The organism is Streptomyces achromogenes subsp. achromogenes (genome assembly GCF_000720835.1).
Classification (GTDB): domain Bacteria; phylum Actinomycetota; class Actinomycetes; order Streptomycetales; family Streptomycetaceae; genus Streptomyces; species Streptomyces achromogenes.
Window position 1 is genome coordinate 1 of the sequence record NZ_JODT01000018.1, and the last position, 15,408, is coordinate 15,408.

The 15,408-nt window shown below is 73.9% G+C and carries 15 protein-coding genes; 9 read left to right on the forward strand and 6 right to left on the reverse strand.

What is annotated here, in order from left to right; genetic code table 11:
* Positions 1 to 263: 263 nt before the first annotated feature.
* Both IH25_RS42830 and IH25_RS0119250 read left to right on the forward strand, forming a co-directional pair.
* Positions 264 to 392 carry a hypothetical protein gene (locus tag IH25_RS42830; protein ID WP_280842507.1) on the forward strand — a complete coding sequence of 43 codons (129 nt, stop codon included), beginning with the start codon at positions 264 to 266 and terminating at the stop codon, positions 390 to 392.
* 31 nt (positions 393 to 423) lie between these two features.
* Positions 424 to 1,188: a bestrophin-like domain gene (locus IH25_RS0119250; protein WP_078844320.1), complete on the forward strand. Its 765-nt coding sequence runs from the start codon at positions 424 to 426 to the stop codon at positions 1,186 to 1,188.
* Between the two features lie 134 nt (positions 1,189 to 1,322).
* On the opposite strand, the gene IH25_RS42980 is transcribed toward IH25_RS0119250, so the two are convergent.
* The gene (locus IH25_RS42980; protein ID WP_030611574.1) at positions 1,323 to 2,258 is read right to left on the reverse strand and encodes a hypothetical protein; all 936 of its coding nucleotides are present in this window, start codon (positions 2,256 to 2,258) and stop codon (positions 1,323 to 1,325) included.
* 330 nt (positions 2,259 to 2,588) lie between these two features.
* On the opposite strand from IH25_RS42980, the gene IH25_RS0119260 reads away from it, so the two are divergent.
* Positions 2,589 to 3,260: a class F sortase gene (locus tag IH25_RS0119260; protein ID WP_030611577.1), complete on the forward strand. Its 672-nt coding sequence runs from the start codon at positions 2,589 to 2,591 to the stop codon at positions 3,258 to 3,260.
* Positions 3,261 to 3,272: 12 nt separating this feature from the next.
* Here IH25_RS0119260 and IH25_RS0119265 read toward each other — a convergent pair whose 3' ends face one another.
* On the reverse strand, positions 3,273 to 4,121 hold the full coding sequence (locus IH25_RS0119265; RefSeq protein ID WP_030611579.1) for a polysaccharide deacetylase family protein: 849 nt from the start codon (positions 4,119 to 4,121) through the stop codon (positions 3,273 to 3,275).
* 174 nt (positions 4,122 to 4,295) lie between these two features.
* Here IH25_RS0119265 and IH25_RS0119270 point away from each other — a divergent pair, with 174 nt between their 5' ends.
* Complete coding sequence (locus tag IH25_RS0119270) at positions 4,296 to 4,766, forward strand: universal stress protein (RefSeq protein ID WP_030611581.1); 471 nt, start codon at positions 4,296 to 4,298, stop codon at positions 4,764 to 4,766.
* Positions 4,767 to 4,951: 185 nt separating this feature from the next.
* Positions 4,952 to 6,376, forward strand: a complete 1,425-nt coding sequence (locus IH25_RS0119275; RefSeq protein WP_030611584.1) for an amino acid permease — start codon at positions 4,952 to 4,954, stop codon at positions 6,374 to 6,376.
* Here IH25_RS0119275 and IH25_RS0119280 read toward each other — a convergent pair whose 3' ends face one another.
* Positions 6,377 to 7,531, reverse strand: a complete 1,155-nt coding sequence (locus tag IH25_RS0119280; RefSeq protein ID WP_030611587.1) for a CapA family protein — start codon at positions 7,529 to 7,531, stop codon at positions 6,377 to 6,379.
* A 214-nt stretch (positions 7,532 to 7,745) separates the two neighbouring features.
* On the opposite strand from IH25_RS0119280, the gene IH25_RS0119285 reads away from it, so the two are divergent.
* From IH25_RS0119285 to IH25_RS0119295, 3 genes are all read left to right on the forward strand, one after another.
* On the forward strand, positions 7,746 to 8,294 hold the full coding sequence (locus IH25_RS0119285) for a sigma-70 family RNA polymerase sigma factor (RefSeq protein WP_030611590.1): 549 nt from the start codon (positions 7,746 to 7,748) through the stop codon (positions 8,292 to 8,294).
* 143 nt (positions 8,295 to 8,437) lie between these two features.
* The gene (locus IH25_RS0119290) at positions 8,438 to 8,953 is read left to right on the forward strand and encodes a hypothetical protein (protein WP_030611592.1); all 516 of its coding nucleotides are present in this window, start codon (positions 8,438 to 8,440) and stop codon (positions 8,951 to 8,953) included.
* Positions 8,954 to 9,097: 144 nt separating this feature from the next.
* Positions 9,098 to 9,766, forward strand: coding sequence for a zf-HC2 domain-containing protein (locus IH25_RS0119295; protein ID WP_030611595.1), 669 nt, complete (start codon positions 9,098 to 9,100; stop codon positions 9,764 to 9,766).
* Between the two features lie 18 nt (positions 9,767 to 9,784).
* Here IH25_RS0119295 and IH25_RS0119300 read toward each other — a convergent pair whose 3' ends face one another.
* The 3 genes from IH25_RS0119300 to IH25_RS0119310 form a co-directional block, all read right to left on the reverse strand.
* On the reverse strand, positions 9,785 to 10,648 hold the full coding sequence (locus tag IH25_RS0119300; protein ID WP_030611598.1) for an Fpg/Nei family DNA glycosylase: 864 nt from the start codon (positions 10,646 to 10,648) through the stop codon (positions 9,785 to 9,787).
* Positions 10,649 to 10,703: 55 nt separating this feature from the next.
* Positions 10,704 to 12,791 carry a SpoIIE family protein phosphatase gene (locus IH25_RS0119305; protein ID WP_030611601.1) on the reverse strand — a complete coding sequence of 696 codons (2,088 nt, stop codon included), beginning with the start codon at positions 12,789 to 12,791 and terminating at the stop codon, positions 10,704 to 10,706.
* 71 nt (positions 12,792 to 12,862) lie between these two features.
* Positions 12,863 to 13,849 carry a DUF6777 domain-containing protein gene (locus IH25_RS0119310; protein WP_157846990.1) on the reverse strand — a complete coding sequence of 329 codons (987 nt, stop codon included), beginning with the start codon at positions 13,847 to 13,849 and terminating at the stop codon, positions 12,863 to 12,865.
* Positions 13,850 to 13,982: 133 nt separating this feature from the next.
* Between IH25_RS0119310 and IH25_RS0119315 the strand changes: the two genes are divergently transcribed.
* Positions 13,983 to 15,386, forward strand: coding sequence for a lipase maturation factor family protein (locus IH25_RS0119315; RefSeq protein WP_030611607.1), 1,404 nt, complete (start codon positions 13,983 to 13,985; stop codon positions 15,384 to 15,386).
* Positions 15,387 to 15,408 lie beyond the last annotated feature (22 nt).

Sequence of the window (15,408 nt, forward strand, 5' to 3'; positions counted from 1 at the left end):
GAGACAGCACCCCCACTCCCCCGCCGAAGCCCACGCCGACCCCGGAGCCGACACCGACCCCGCCGCCACCCGAGCCGACGCCCACCCCCAGACCCACTCCGACACCCACACCGCGGCCGCCCGCCCGGCCCGCCCCGGCGCCCCCGGCACCCCGGCCCACGCCCACCCCCGTCATCAGCGCCCCGGCGCCCGCACCGCCCCCCGAACCCCCGCCGAAGCCCAAGCCCACGCCCACGCCCACCCCGCGGCCCTCCGCGACACCCGTGAGTTACCCGGTGTACCACCCGCACGCCGTCCACCGTCCGGCACGCCGGCACACCACTCCCGTCACCTACGTCCTGCTCATCACCATCCCGGCGATCGTGGCCGTCGCCGCCCTGCGCCCGCGCTGACGCGCCGGCCCCTCACTCCTGGAGGCACCAGTTGTCGGATTGGCTTGTTCTCGTCCTTGCGATGGCGGGCGCCTGTGCCGTGGTGGTCGTCATCACACTGGTGCGGCAGCGGACGGCCTCCGAGGACGAGGACCCCAGCGAGACCCCCGATGTGATCGAGTACATGACGATGTGGATCGGTGTCATCTACGCCATCGTGCTGGGCCTGGCCATCGCGGGCGTGTGGGAGGCCCGCAGCGCCGCGCAGGACCATGTGCAGGCGGAGGCGCAGGCGCTGCACGAGATCTCGGAGCGGGTACGGGTGTATCCGCCGGAGGTCCGGGACCGGGTCCGCGCGGACGTGGACGCCTACGTCGGGTACGTCGTCCACACCGAGTGGCGGCGGATGGCGGACGAGCAGCAGGTCACCGAGCGCGGCACGCGGCTGCTGGGCCGGGTCCGGGCGGATGTCACCGACTACCGGCCGGGCAACGACTTCGAGGCGCAGGCCTACCAGCCGCTGCTGGACCAGATGGCCGCCGCCGACCAGGCACGCAACGCGCGCGCCGACTCCACCGGACCCACCATGCCGCCGGTCGTGTGGTGGGGCCTGATCACCGGCGGGCTGATCACCATCGGCATGGTGTTCGCGCTGCAGATCCGGCGTACCGGACGGGAGTTGGCCCTGGCCGGGCTGTTCTCCGCGACCATCGCCTTCATGCTGTTCCTCATCTGGGACTTCGACGCGCCGTACAGCCGGGGCATCGCGGTGACCGCGGAGCCGTTCCTCACCATGTTCCCGGGCGCCGGCGGCTGACTTCCGGCCGCGACAGGCCTCCGCCCCCGCTTCCGCGTCGCGCGGGGAAGCGGGGGCGGAGGCCTGTCGTCATGGGGGCAACCGGCGCCAGGACGGTCGCGCCGGCCCGGTGACCTGCGTGGCGCACCGTGGGCTCAGGCCCCTTTCGCGTGCCGGCGGCGCAGCCAGAAGGCGCCCCCGCCGACCAGGGCCGTGGCCACCAGACCACCGCCGATGGCCATGTCGGTGGGCGTGGCACCGCTGGTCCGGCTGCCGCCGAGGCCGCCGTTGACACCGCCGAGCACGGTGAAGGCGTCCCTGCGGGTCAGGGTGCGGCCGTCGCAGCGGACGGTGACGCTGTACCGGCCGCGGCGGGCGTCGCGGTCGACGAAGGCGACGCCCCGCGCGGTGTCGTCGCGGAACGATTCCAGCCGGATGGTGCCGAAGGCGTCGGAGCTCGCGGTGCCGCCCCGGCAGCCGTTCACGATGATGGTGAGGCGTCCCCCGGCCGGGAGCACGTCGGGCGTGACGAAGATGTCGTGCGCGTTGCCGAAGCCGTCGTCACGGCCCTCGCCGCCGTTCCCGTGCCCGAAGTCGCCTCCCCGGTCGCCGAAGCCTTCGCCCCCGCGGCCGTTGCCCCCGCCTTCCCCGCCACGCCCGTTCCCCTCTCCCCCGCGGCCGTTGCCCTCACCGCCGCGGCCGTTGCCCTCACCGCCGCGCCCGTTGCCCTCACCGCCACGGCCGTTGCCCTCGCCCCCACGCCCGTTGCCCTCGCCGCCGCGGCCGTTTCCGTTCCCGTTGCCGTTGAAGTTCCCGTTGCCGTTGCCGTTGCCGTTGAAGTTCCCGTTCCCGTTCCCGTTGAAGTGGCCGTTGCCATTGCCGTTGCCATTGCCATTGACGTTGCCGTTTCCGGGGAAGACGCCGTTACCGCTGAAGGTGCCGATGTTGCCGGTGCCGGGGACGATGACCGTGGTGTCGGTGCCGCTCGGCCCGCCCCCGTTGCCCATGCCGTCCGCGACGGCCACGGGGACGGCGAGCCCGAGGACGGCGACCGTGGTGCACGCCGCCGCCAGGGCACGTTGGTTGCGCATGTGATCCTCCGCGGGAGGGCACCGGGGCCCGTCCCCGGTGGATCGGCGAGAAGCACCTCCCGGGACGACCCTCGGGCGCGCGGAACACGCCCGCATGTCGAGAATGGTCCGTCCTGGTGAGCCGACACACCGGCGTATCACCACACAATCGGATATTGCCGCAGGTCACGGACCGTCAGAAAATTCCTGGGAACGGCAACTCGGATGGCTCACCGGGCGTGCGGCCGGCCACCCGTTCGCCGATCGCCCCGTCGCCCGCCGCCCGCGCGGGACTTAGCGTTTTCCCATGCGCGATGGACGTGGCGCGACCGCGTCGAGAGGGGATGGCGAATGTCTGCGTCCAAGCTGGCCTTGCTTGCCGAAGAGGAGGAGCGGCGGAAGAGGCGCGCCCCGTGGGGCGTGATAGCGCTGGTGCTGCTGACCGGGCTGGCCCTCATCCGCAACGGCTCCGGGGAGTTCGACGTCGGGCCGCCGCAGCCCGCCTCGGCGGCGGCCCCGGACGCCCACGCCACCCTCGGCACCCTCGCGCCCGCGCCCGCCGCGCTGCCGTTCTCCCCCGTACGACGGGTGCGGATCCCGGCGATCCGGGTGGACGCGCCCGTCGTGCAGGTGGGGCTGGACCCGGACGGCTGGGTCGCCGCGCCGCCGCCGGAGAACCCCGGCCAGGCCGGCTGGTTCACCGGCGCGGTGTCCCCCGGGGAGAAGGGCACCGCGGTCATCGTCGGCCATGTCGACAACAAGCAGGGCCCCGCCGTGTTCTACGGCCTCGGGGCGCTGCGCAAGGGCAACCAGGTCGAGGTCTCGCGCCAGGACGGGAAGACCGCCGTGTTCGAGGTCTACGGCGTGGAGGTCTTCGCGAAGAACGACTTCCCCGGCGACCGGGTCTACGGCTCCAAGGGCACCCCGGAACTGCGGGTCATCACCTGCGGGGGCGGTTTCTCGAAGCAGAACGGCTACGAGGGCAACGTCGTCGTCTTCGCCCGCCTGGCCGCGGTCGTGTGAACCGGGGCCGCCTCACACCCGCCGGCGTGGCACGGTGAGGTGGTAGCCGGAGTCGAGCAGATAGGGCAGCCATTCGCGGATCGCGCGGACGGTCTGCGAACGGTCGCCCCCGGCGTCGTGCGAGAGCACCACGACGCCGGGGGCGGCGCCGCTCTCCACCTGGTCGACGATGGTGTCGGTGCCGGGCTCCATCCAGTCGGTGGTGTCCACGGTCCAGGCCATGGGCTCCATGCCCAGCTCGGCGCCGAGCTGGAAGGCGGCCCGGTTCCAGGCGCCGTAGGGCGCGCGGAACCACTGGGGGCGGTCGCCGTAGGTGTCCTCGATGATGTCGCTGGTGCGCTCCATCTCGGAGCGGATCTCCTTGCGGCCGAGGCTCGTCAGCAGCGGGTGGGTCCAGGTGTGGTTGCCGACCACATGGCCCTCCTCGGCCATCCGGGCCAGCAGTTCCCGGTGCTCCACGACGCACTCCCCGCAGACGAAGAACATCGCCCGGACCCGGTGCCGGGCGAGGGTGTCGAGGATGTGCGGGGTGTAGTCCGGGTGGGGGCCGTCGTCGAAGGTCAGCACCATGCGCCGGCCGCTTCCGGAGATCCGCAGGATGGGTTCGTCGCGCACCTTGAGCTTGCGGGGCGGGGTGCGCGGTGGCCCGTATCCGGTGAGCGGCTGGAGCCGGAAGGCGGAGGGTCCCAGGGCCGGACGGGCCTGGGGGCCGGGTGCGGGGGCGGGGGCGGGGGCCACGGCGGCCCGGACGGTCTCCTCGCCGTCGCTCGCCAGGACGGCTCCCGCGGTGCCCGCCGAACCGAGCGCGGCGACACCGGCGAGGAGCATCCGGCGCCGCGTGAACAACTGATCCTTCTGCATGACCCATCAGTCGCCCGGCCGGACTCCGCCGCACCGCAACGCCGTCGGTGCGGCGCGGTAATGCACCCGGACAGCGGAGCGGACGGACGCTTCCGCAGCAACCTCCCGCCCACGCCTCCACGGCGGCGGGCCCCGGCCCTGCGGGGGAACTGCGGATTCCGCTAGCCTCGGGGCGTGACGGAACAGCACGAACAGCCCGCGTACACGTTCGAGCGGGGTACGGACGGCCCGAAGGTCATCGTCGTCGGCGTGGACGGCTCGGACTCCTCGTTGCGCGCCGCCGCGTACGCCTCAGGTCTGGCCCGGCGGCAGCACGCGCTGCTGGCCGTGGTGTACGTGCAGCCGGTCCTCGCGGCGGGCGCGGCGCTCGGGGCGCCGGTGGCCGACACGACCGACGAGATCGCCGAGGACCTGATCACGCAGATCCGGGAGGCGGCCGAGCGGGTCAAGGGGATATTCGAGGTGCGCTGGGAGTTCCACACCTTCCGCGGCGACCCCTACGGCGGGCTGGTGAAGGCGGCGGACGAACTGAAGGCGGACGCGGTGGTGGTGGGCGCCTCGGAGCAGGCCGGCCACCGGATCATCGGTTCGGTGGCGGTCCGCCTGGTGAAGGCGGGCCGCTGGCCGGTGACGGTCGTGCCGTAGGCCCCCGGCGGCGCTCCAACCGGTGGCGGCGGGGGCGTGCGGGGCCAACCCGGCCGGCGCGCGGGCCCGCACCGGGCCGGCACCCGGACGGCGCCCCGGGCCGTGCGTGGCGTCTTCCCTGGGCGGCGGTGCTGAGACATCATGATCCGCCGTCAGCCGTTGCCGTCGGCGAAGGGGTGAGACGCATGGGCAGGCTCCGCGCGGGCCAGGGGATTCTCCGCCGCAAACCCATCGAGCACATCGAGGAGACGGAGGTCGGCGAGGGCACCCGCCTGGAGAGGTCGCTGGGGCTGTGGCAGCTCACCGCGATCGGGGTGGGCGGGATCATCGGCGCGGGCGTGTTCACGCTGGCCGGCACGGTGGCCAACGGCACGGCCGGGCCCGCGGTGCTGGTGTCCTTCCTCATCGCCGGTGTGGCGAGCGCCTGCGCGGCGCTGTCGTACGCCGAGTTCGCCGGGATGATCCCGAAGGCGGGGTCGGCCTACACCTACGGGTACGCGGTGCTCGGCGAGTTCGCGGGCTGGTTCATCGGCTGGGACCTGCTGCTGGAGTACACGGCGATCGTGTCCGTGGTGGCCATCGGGATCTCCGGCTACTTCGGCTTCCTGGTCCAGGAGATGGGCGCCCATCTGCCGCCGTGGATGCTGGGCGCGCCCGGCACCGGCGGCGGGCACCGGGTCGACCTGTTCGCCGCCGTGCTGTGTCTGCTCATCGCCTGGCTGCTGAACCTGGGCATCCGCAGCGCGGCCCGGTTCGAGACGTTCGTGGTCGCCCTGAAGGTGCTGGTGGTGCTGCTGGTGATCGGGGTGGGCGTGTTCCACATCGACACCGGGAACTACCACCCGTTCTTCCCGTACGGGATCGGCGGGGCGTTCACGGGCGCGGCCACGGTGTTCTTCGCGGTGTTCGGCTACGACGCGATGTCGACGGCGGCCGAGGAGTCCAAGGACGCCCAGCGGCACATGCCGAAGGCGATCATCTACTCGCTGGTCATCTCGATGGTGCTGTACGTGGCGGCCTGTCTGGTGCTGACGGGCATGCAGAACTACAAGGAGATCGACAAGGAGAGCGGCTTCTCCACGGCGTTCAAGTCGGTGGGCCTCGGCGCGCTGGCGGACGTGATCGCGGTCGGGGCGATCATCGGCATCCTCACCGTGATGTTCACGTTCATGCTGGGAGTCACCCGGGTGTGGTACTCGATGTCCCGGGACGGCCTGCTGCCCACGTGGTTCGCCAAGACCCACCCGACGCGGCACGTGCCGACCCGGGTGACCTGGATCGTCGGGGTGGCGTCCGCGGCCATCGCCGGCTTCGTCCCGATCGCCGAGGCGGCCGAACTGACCAACATCGGCATCCTGCTGGCGTTCGTGGTGGTGTGCGCGGCGGTGATCGTGCTGCGCTACCGGCAGCCGGAGCTGCCGCGCACCTTCCGCACACCGGGGATGCCGGTCGTGCCCGCGCTGGGAGTGCTCTTCTCCGTCTGGCTGATCACGTTCCTGCAATGGCAGACCTGGCTGCGGTTCGCGATCTGGTTCGCGATCGGCTGTGTCATCTACTTCGGCTACTCCTACCGGCGTTCGGTGCTGGCCACCAGGGCTGCCGGCGACTGATCACCCGGCCATGACCAGGCCGTCCTGGTCCGCCCCGCGGCTGAGGACCACGTCCCGGATCCGGTCGCGGACCCCCTCCAGCTCGGCGCCCTGGGCGATGGCCCGGCCCAGATCGACCACCCGGCCGGCGTCGAGGTCGTACCACTGGGGGACGAACTCGGCCCGCACCACCCGCCAGGGTCCGCCCGGCCGGTCGGGCGGGGCGAAGGTGAAGCGGCCGAGCGTGGACTCGTTGCCCCGCGGGTCCCGGGCGCCTCGCTGGTCGGTGAGCGGCCCGGCGACCTGGTCGCCCAGTCCGTAGACCACCCAGGTCCCGTTGACCTTCTCGTACGCCTGGGGGACGTGGGCGGAGGTGCCGAGGATCAGGTCGATGTCCGGGCGGCCGTCCGTGGCCGAGGCGGTGAGGCGGCCGGCGAGGGTGAGCTGGAGCCGGTCGGGTGCGTCCTGGCCCTCGGTGCCCCAGTCCAGGGAGACCACGACCACGTCGGCGCCGCCCCGCCGGGCGGCGCGGGCGTCGGCGATGATCCGGTCGGCGTCGATCAGGTTGACCGCCCAGGGCCGGTCGTCCGGCGGCGGGGTGCCGGTGGCGGAGGTGTACGACAGGTGGGCGACGCGGGCGCCGCCGGCCCGGTGGAGCACGACCGAGCGGGCCTCGGTCTCGCTGCGGGCGGTCCCGGTGTGCCGCAGTCCGGCCCGGTCCATGGCGTCCAGGGTGTGCCCGACGCCGGTGGCGCCGTCGTCCAGGGCGTGGGCGGAGGCGGTGGAGCAGCCGTCGTAGCCGGTGGCGGCGAGGTCCTCGGCGAGCTGCGGCGGGGCGGTGAGCGGGGGCCCGCCGGCAAGGGCGCCCCCGGGGCCGTAGCCGGTGGCGAGGTGACACAGTGCCAGGTCGGCGCCGGAGACGACCGGTTGGACGGCGGAGAGCATGGGGCGGAAGTCGTGGCCGTCGCCGCCGGCGTCGTAGGCGGCCCGTTCGACGACGGTGGCGTGCGGCAGGATGTCCCCGGAGGCCACGAGGGTGAAGGGGCCGGCCGTGGCGGGCGCCGGGGGTGCCGCGTGTCCCGGTGTGCCGGGCTCCCGGTACTGGTTCCGGCAGGCCGCCCCGGCCGCGAGAACGGCGGTCAGGACCAGCGCCACCTGCTTGGTGCGTCCGATCATCAACTCACCCCAGAGTCGTCGTATGGACAGACGAAGCCGTGACGGGCATATGGGTATGAAGCTGATGCGTCGGATAAACAGCCCGGTGGCGTCGTTAGCCCGTCCGGTGTCCCGGGGCGCCGCCGGACGACCGTTCACCGACGCGATCGACCGTCCGTCGCACGACCCCGGCCGCCCCCTGTCCGCCGGGCGCGGCCTGCGCTGCCATACGGCCATGACGGCCGGAACCTCACTCACCCACGGGACGACGACCGCCGAGCACGAGCTGGCCGCGCTCCAGCGCGAGCACGGCGGTCCGCTGTTCGCCCTGCTGCTCAGGCTGTGCGACGGAGACCGCCAGCGCGCCGAGGACCTCGTCCAGGAGACCCTGGTGCGCGCCTGGCAGCATCCCGAGGCGCTGCACGCCGACGGCTTCGACTCGGTACGGCCCTGGCTGCTGACCGTGGCCCGGCGCCTGGCGATCGACGCCCGCCGGGCGCGGCGGGCCCGGCCGCCCGAGACCGGCGACGAGATCCCCGAGAACGCGCGGGTGACCGCCGATCACGCCGAGCGGGCCGCGGCGATGCTCGATGTCCGGGAGGCTGTGAAGACACTCACTCCCGCCCACCGTGACGTGCTCGTACTCGTGTATTTCCGTGGGGCCAGTGTGGCGGAAGCGGCCGAGACCCTGGGAGTACCACCGGGTACCGTGAAGTCCCGCGCGTACTACGCGCTGCGCGCCCTGCGCCGGGTCCTCCCGGGTTACGCGGCCGACCTGCGGTGAAACCGGAAGGCTGGTCAAACCTCGGTAAAGCGCCTTGCCGCGGCCCCCGTTCGGGCATGGGCTGTCCTCATCCGCGTTCCGGACGGGGGTCCGGGCCCGGAGGGTCGGGCGACGCGCACGCACCGGAGGAAGGGCAGGAAGGGATGCCGCACAGAGGTCACGAGAGCACCGACGGCACCGGCGGCGGTGAACTGGCCGTCCCGATGGCCTGGTTGTACGCCGAGTACATCGCCGACGAGCTGTTGCGCACCGGCGATCTGATGCCGCCGACGTCCTTCGAGTTCCGGGCCGGCCGGGACGCGCTGGCGCTGACCGTCTTCCTGTCCGACACCGACGGCGAACTGTCCGGCATCCGGGTGATCTCCCAGCTGGAGAACTGGCTGGCGCTGACCGCCTACGACCAGCCGTGGCGGGACTGGGTGCGGGCGCGCATGGCCGAGCGGACCGAGCGGGCGGCCGGCTCCGGCGCTCCCTGCCCGGATCTGGCGCTGGCCGCCGACGCCTGGCGCTGGCTGGAGGAGACCGAGCTGCTCGCACCGGACCTGGACGCGGTGCCGGGCGGCGGGCCGGTGGTCGGGGAGGACGACGGGCCGAAGGTGTGGACCCCGGCCTGGCGGCTGGGGCTGCCGCTGGGGCACCTCGCCATCCACCTCTTCTGAACCCGCCGCCGGCCCCGTCGGGCTCCGGGCCGCTCCGCCTGCCCCGGTCACGATTGTGTGTCCCTTGAGCGATCCGGCGGTCCGCCGCGTACGGGTGGGGGCACGGAGCAACCCCGCCCGCACCCACCGGCACGAGGATTTTGCATGAGGTCCCTGGAACGGCACCGCGACGCCGGCGCGTACGCGCTCGGCGTGCTGGACGAGGCGGAGGCCTTCCGCTTCGAGGACCACCTCATGGAGTGCCCCCGGTGCGCGGCCCACGTGAGCGGTTTCGGGCCCACCACCCGGCAGCTGATGCTGTACCGCCGGGCCACTCCGCCGTTCGTGCCCCCCTTGGCCCGGCCCGGTTCCCGGCTGCTGGACCGGCTGCTCGGCGAGCTGGCGCACCTGCGCCGGGTGCGCCGCCGGCGGCTCGGGTACGGGCTGGCCGCCTCGGTGGTGCTGGCCGTGGCCGGTCCCGGGCTCGTGGCGTTCGCCGGGCATCCGGAGCCGTCGGACGCACGGCTCACCCGGGTCGCCTCGGCCGCCGATCCGCGTACGGGGGTGTGGGCGCGGGTCACCGCGGCGGACGCGGAGTGGGGCGGCGAGCTGCGCGTGGAGGTGGGGGACGGTGCCGGGCCGCCGCGCACGTGCCGGCTGGTCGCGGTCGGCCGGGACGGCACCGAACAGGTCGTCGCCGGCTGGACCGCCCCGGGCGCGGGCGGCCGGCCGGTCACCGCGCTGGCGGCCACGGCGCTCCATCCGGATCGGATCGCCCGTTACGAGGTCCGCACGGCGCGGGGAGAGGTACTGGTCACGGTCCGGGCGCGGTGACGGGACGCGCCGCCGGGCTCACTTCAGCAGCCGGGACAGCCTGCGGTCGGCCAGCGGCTTGCCGCCCGTCTGGCAGGTCGGGCAGTACTGGAGCGAGGAGTCGCTGAAGGAGACCTCACGGATGGTGTCGCCGCACACCGGGCAGGGTTCACCGGTGCGGCCGTGGACGCGCAGACCGCCCTTCTTCTCCGCCTTCAGCCGGCCCGCCGCCACCCCCCGGGCCCGCTCGACCGCCTCGCCGAGCGTGCCGCGCAGCGCCGCGTAGAGCCGGTGGGTCTCCTCGGGGGTGAGGGAGGCCGCGCGCTTGAACGGGGACATCCGCGCGGCGTGCAGGATCTCGTCGCTGTAGGCGTTGCCGACGCCCGCGATCAGCGACTGGTCGCGCAGGGCGCCCTTCAGCTGCCGCCGTTCGCCCCGGAGCAGGGCGGCGAAGCGGTCCTCGGTGAAGTCCCCGGCGAGCGGGTCGGGGCCGAGGCGGGCGATGCCCGGCACCTCGGCGGGGTCACGCACGACGTACACGGCGAGGCGTTTCTGGGTGCCGGCCTCGGTCAGGTCGAAGCCCTCGCCGGTCTCCAGCGCCACGCGCAGTGCCAGCGGGCCCTTGCCGGGCCGCGGCGGGCCGTCCGGCAGCCGGTCCCGCCACTGGAGCCAGCCCGCCCGGGCCAGATGGACGACCAGGTGGAGTCCGCCGTCCGTCTCGATGTCCAGGAACTTGCCGTGCCGGCGCACGGCCGTCACCCCGGCGCCCTCGACGGCGCCGGGCGGAGGGTCGTACGTCTTCAGCACGCTGACGGCGACCGGCAGCAGCCGCGCCACCCGGCGGCCGGCCAGGTGCTCGGTCAGGAAGTCCCTCAGCGCTTCCACCTCGGGCAGTTCGGGCATACGTCCAGGGTGCCATCCGGCGCCGACAACGCCATGCGGCCGCCGGGCGCGGTCCCTACGACAGCCGGAACTCGCACCACACGGCCTTGCCGGAGCCCCGCGCCTGGACGCCCCAGGCGTCGGCGAGCCGCTCCACCAGGAGCAGACCGCGGCCGAACACACCGCTCTCGCCCGCGTCGCGGCGCCGCGGCAGCGCGCTGGAGCAATCCTCGACCTCGATGCGCAGCCGGCGCTCGGAGCCCTCCAGCACCCGCACGGTGACGATCGCGGAGCCCCCGGTGTGCAGCAGGGCGTTGGTGATCAGCTCGTCGGCCACCAGCTCGATCTCGTCGGCCGGTGCGCGGGCGCCCCAGGCCCGGACCGCGGCGCGGATCAGGTGCCGGGCCTGGGCGAGGGCCTCCGGATCGCCGACCGCCACGTGCTGCCGGAGCCGGCGGCCGGGCCGGGCGGCCCCCGGGGCGCGGCGGCGCAGCAGGAGCAGCGCCACGTCGTCCTCGCCGCCGCGCTCCTCGGCCGCCTGGATCAGCCGGTCGGCGAGGGCCTCCACCTCGGCGGGCCCCTCGCACACGAGCCGAGCGAGGCCGGACATGCCGTCGTCCAGATCGGTGCCGGGCAGCTCCACCAGTCCGTCGGTGCACAGCAGCAGCGTGCTGCCGGGGTCCAGCTCCAGGGTGGCGACGGGGTACTCCAGCTGCCCGAACTCGGCGGACAGGCCGAGCGGCAGCCCGCCCTCGACGGTGACGCGGGCGCAGCGGCCGTCGCCTTGGCGCAGCAGCGGGTCGATGTGCCCGGCCCGGACCATCTGGACGACCCCGGTGGTCAGGTCGGTCTCGGCGTACAGGCAGGTGGCGAACCGGTCGGTGTCGAGTTCGTGCAGGAAGACCGAGGCCCGGGCCATCACGGTGGCCGGGGCGTGGCCCTCGGTGGCGTAGGCGCGCAGCACGATCCGCAGCTGGCCCATGACGGCCGCGGCGTGCGTGTCGTGGCCCTGGACGTCCCCGATGACCGCGCCGACCCGGCCCGCCCCCGAGGGGGTGTCCCCGGGCAGCGGGATCAGGTCGTACCAGTCGCCGCCGATGTCCCGGCCCAGGGCGGCCGAGCGGTAGCGCACGGCGACGTCGGCGCCGCGCACGCTGGGGATGGAACGGGGCAGCATGGCCTGCTGGAGGCCCTGGGCGAGGTCTTTCTCCTGCTCGAAGAGCATGGCCCGCATCAGGCTCTGCGCGATGCTGCTGCCGAGCGCGACGAGCACGGCGCGTTCCTCGGCGGAGAAGCCGCGCCGGTCGTCGTAGAGCAGGCCCATCGCGCCGATCGGGCGGGCCTGGGCGATCAGCGGGAGGTAGGCGGCCGAGGTGATGCGCAGGCCGGTGAGGTGCGGCCACAGGATGGGGTAGTGCGCGGCGAACTCCTCCGGTGACTCGATGAACCGGGGGCTGAGGGTGCGTACGACCTCGCTCATCGGGTACGGCTCGTCGATCCGGGTGACCAGGGTGCCGGGGACGAAGCTGCCCGCGGGGCCCTCGGCCACCAGCCGGATCCGGCCGGCTTCCACCAGGCCCATCACCAGGCTGGTCGCGCCCAGGTGGCGGACGCCGTGGGTGTCCTTGAGCACGTCGATGACGTCCTGGACGCTGCGGGCGTGGGCGAGCGCGGCGGAGATGACCTGGACGACGCCGGTCTGCTGGCGGAACGCCTCGTCCTGGGCGGACCGGAGGCTGCGTGCCGTGCTGTCGGCGAGTTCCTCGGTGGCGTCGCGGAGGATGCCGACGACGCGGTGCGGGCGGCCGGAGTCGTCGCGGCGCAGACGGCCCCGGGTGTGCGTCCAGCGCATGGTGCCGTCGCGGCAGCGGATACGGAAGTACGCGCTGTAGTGGTCGCTGCCGTCCTTGATCGCCCGGGCGACGGTCGCGTCGAGCCGGGCGGCCTCCGGCGGGGGCACCCGGAGGGCGTTCAGGGTCTCCAGGCGCCCGTCGTACTCCTCGGGCGGCAGGTCGAGCACCTCGAAGGCCTGGGCGTCCAGGTGGAACAGACCGGCGTCCAGGTCCCAGTCGAAGCTGCCCATGCCGTTGAGCGCGAGGACCGGGTCCGGGCGGACGGGCCGGTCCTTGGGGAGTGACAGGGCGCTCGCACCCCGATCGGCCATGGGGCCACCTTGCCAGGATCCGGCCGATTCTTCGACTCGCCGGCCGGGCCGCGGACGGGACGGGTCCACGCTCAGGCGCCGCCGGCCGCGGGGAGGACCGGGGTTCCGGGCGCTCCGGGGACGCGGGAGGACGGCGCCGTGCGGCTCGTGCGGCTCGGTGCCCTGTCCGCCGGGGTGGTCGGGGCTGTCGGGGACGGGGTCGCCCGGGTGGTCGGGGAAGGGTTCGTGATCGAGGAGGGGCTGCTGGTCGAGGAGGGGCTTGTGGTGACGGACGGGCCGGTGGTGGTCCGGGCGGGTGGGGAGACGACGCGGTCCCGGCGGACGTCGTGGCCGACCCGGCGTTCGGTCCAGGTGCGGTGCCCGGCGTCGACGAGGGTGAGGCTGGTGACGGCCCGGGGCGCCGGGCTGACCACGATCACCCTGTTCGGCCGGTACCCGGGCCACGGTGTGCCCCGCGCGCTGGCCCCGCCGCGGGTCGGCGCGGGCGGTGCGAGCGGGTTGCCGCAGGCGCAGCGCACGCGCGGCAGGCCCCGGTCGTCCACGAGGACGGCGGTGCCCGCCTGGAGCACGGCCTGGTAGTCGTCCGCCCGGCGGCCTTGGTAGGCGTGGTTGGTGACACGGGTGTCGGCGCCGAGCACGACCGGGGTCAGGCCGCGCAGATAGGCGGGCAGCTCGGCCCGCCGGACCCCGACGACACCGGCGAAGGCGTCGGCCCTGGCCGGTTCCGCCGCCAGGTAGCGGATGTGCCGCTCCACATCGCAGCGGGCGACGCGCGGGGTGCCCCGGTACAGACCGGGGGTCGCCCCGGACACGGTGCGGGCCGCGCGCAGGGGCGCCGCCAGCTCCCCGGCGGAGCTCGTGGTGGCGATCCGGGGGGACTCGGAGGCGGCGGGACCGGTCGCCGCGGAGTCGGTGAAGGGCCCCGGCCCCCGCTCCCCGGCGCCCTGCAGGAAGACGAGATCGCCCACCCGGGTCTGCTTCACGCCGGCCCCCGCGCAGCCGGCGACGAGCAGCGCCACCGAGAGCACACAGGCCGTGACCATGGTTCGGGTGGGCATCCGCACCGCACACTCCACATCACTATGGGTGATTACGCCCTATTGTTGGCATTGCTCAGGTTTGGCTGGCAACTCGGGGAGGGCCGCGCCGGGAGTGGCGACGGCGGGGCCGTACGGAAGGGCGCGCACAGCCGTGGACTGGTTCACCGCACCCGACTACTGGCTGAGCCGGCTGGTCCTCCAGCGGGCTCTGGCCGCCGTGTACCTGGTCGCGTTCCTGACGGCGGCCCTGCAGTTCCGGGCCCTGCTGGGCGAGCGCGGCATGCTGCCCGTCCCCCGCTTCACGGCCCGGGTGCCCTTCCGGCGCGCCCCCAGCCTGTTCCAGCTGCACTACTCCGACCGCTTCTTCGCGGGGTGCGCCTGGGCGGGCTGCGCGGTGTCGGCGGCGCTGCTGGCCGGGGCGGACTCGGCGCTGCCGCTGTGGGCGGGGATCGTGCTGTGGCTGGTGCCGTGGGCGCTGTACCTGTCGATCGTCAACGTCGGCCAGACGTGGTACGCGTTCGGCTGGGAGTCGCTGCTGCTGGAGACCGGTTTCCTGGCCGCGTTCCTCGGCAACGACGAGGTGGCGCCGCCGGTCGTCGTGCTGTTCCTGCTGCGCTGGATCCTGTTCCGGGTGGAGTTCGGCGCGGGGCTGATCAAGCTGCGCGGCGACGCCTGCTGGCGGAAGCTGACCTGTCTGGACTACCACCACGAGACCCAGCCGATGCCGGGCCCGCTGAGCTGGTTCTTCCACCATCTGCCCAGGCCGCTGCACCGGGTGGAGGTGGCCGCCAACCACGTCACCCAGCTGGTCGTGCCCTTCCTGCTGTTCACCCCGCAGCCCGTCGCCACGGCCGCCGCCGCCCTGATGATCGTCACCCAGCTGTGGCTGGTGCTCTCGGGGAACTTCTCCTGGCTGAACTGGATCACCATCGTGCTCGCCGTGTCCGCGCTGCGGCTGCCGGCGACACCACCGTCGGTGCCCGCGGCGCCGCTGTGGTACGAGGTGCTGGTGCTCGCGGTCGGCGCGCTGCTGGTCTTCCTCAGCCACCGCCCCGTGCTGAACATGATCTCCCGCCGCCAGGTGATGAACCGCTCGTTCGACCCGCTGCACCTGGTGAACACCTACGGCGCGTTCGGCAGCGTCAGCCGGATCCGCTACGAGGTGGTGGTCGAGGGCACGCTGGACGAGCGGCCGCGCCCGGACTCGGAGTGGCGGGAGTACGACTTCAAGGGCAAGCCCGGTGATCCCCGGCGCTGGCCGCGCCAGTTCGCCCCCTACCATCTGCGCCTGGACTGGCTGATGTGGTTCGCCGCGCTGTCGCCCGCGTACGCCGGTGAGTGGTTCGGCGGCCTGGTGGAACGCCTGCTGGAGAACGACCGGGACACCCTCGGGCTGCTGCGCCGCTCCCCGTTCCCGGCGGACACCCCGCCCCGCTATGTCCGGGCCCGGCTGTTCCGCTACCGGTACACCGGCTGGCGGGAGCTGCGGGAGACGGGGGCCTGCTGGGAGCGGACGTATGTGCGGGAGTATCTGCCGCCGACGCGGCTGGCGTAGCCGCCTCCCGGGGCGTGGGCAA

What these genes read in the sequence shown, in the direction of transcription:
- IH25_RS0119260 (WP_030611577.1), top strand. Translation starts at nt 2,589, where the DNA reads ATGTCTGCGTCCAAGCTGGCCTTGCTTGCCGAAGAGGAGGAGCGGCGG.
- IH25_RS0119275 (WP_030611584.1), top strand. Translation starts at nt 4,952, where the DNA reads ATGGGCAGGCTCCGCGCGGGCCAGGGGATTCTCCGCCGCAAACCCATC.
- IH25_RS0119310 (WP_157846990.1), bottom strand. Translation starts at nt 13,849, where the DNA reads ATGCCCACCCGAACCATGGTCACGGCCTGTGTGCTCTCGGTGGCGCTG.
- IH25_RS0119290 (WP_030611592.1), top strand. Translation starts at nt 8,438, where the DNA reads ATGCCGCACAGAGGTCACGAGAGCACCGACGGCACCGGCGGCGGTGAA.
- IH25_RS0119300 (WP_030611598.1), bottom strand. Translation starts at nt 10,648, where the DNA reads ATGCCCGAACTGCCCGAGGTGGAAGCGCTGAGGGACTTCCTGACCGAG.
- IH25_RS0119265 (WP_030611579.1), bottom strand. Translation starts at nt 4,121, where the DNA reads ATGCAGAAGGATCAGTTGTTCACGCGGCGCCGGATGCTCCTCGCCGGT.
- IH25_RS0119295 (WP_030611595.1), top strand. Translation starts at nt 9,098, where the DNA reads ATGAGGTCCCTGGAACGGCACCGCGACGCCGGCGCGTACGCGCTCGGC.
- IH25_RS42980 (WP_030611574.1), bottom strand. Translation starts at nt 2,258, where the DNA reads ATGCGCAACCAACGTGCCCTGGCGGCGGCGTGCACCACGGTCGCCGTC.
- IH25_RS0119305 (WP_030611601.1), bottom strand. Translation starts at nt 12,791, where the DNA reads ATGGCCGATCGGGGTGCGAGCGCCCTGTCACTCCCCAAGGACCGGCCC.
- IH25_RS0119285 (WP_030611590.1), top strand. Translation starts at nt 7,746, where the DNA reads ATGACGGCCGGAACCTCACTCACCCACGGGACGACGACCGCCGAGCAC.
- IH25_RS0119280 (WP_030611587.1), bottom strand. Translation starts at nt 7,531, where the DNA reads ATGATCGGACGCACCAAGCAGGTGGCGCTGGTCCTGACCGCCGTTCTC.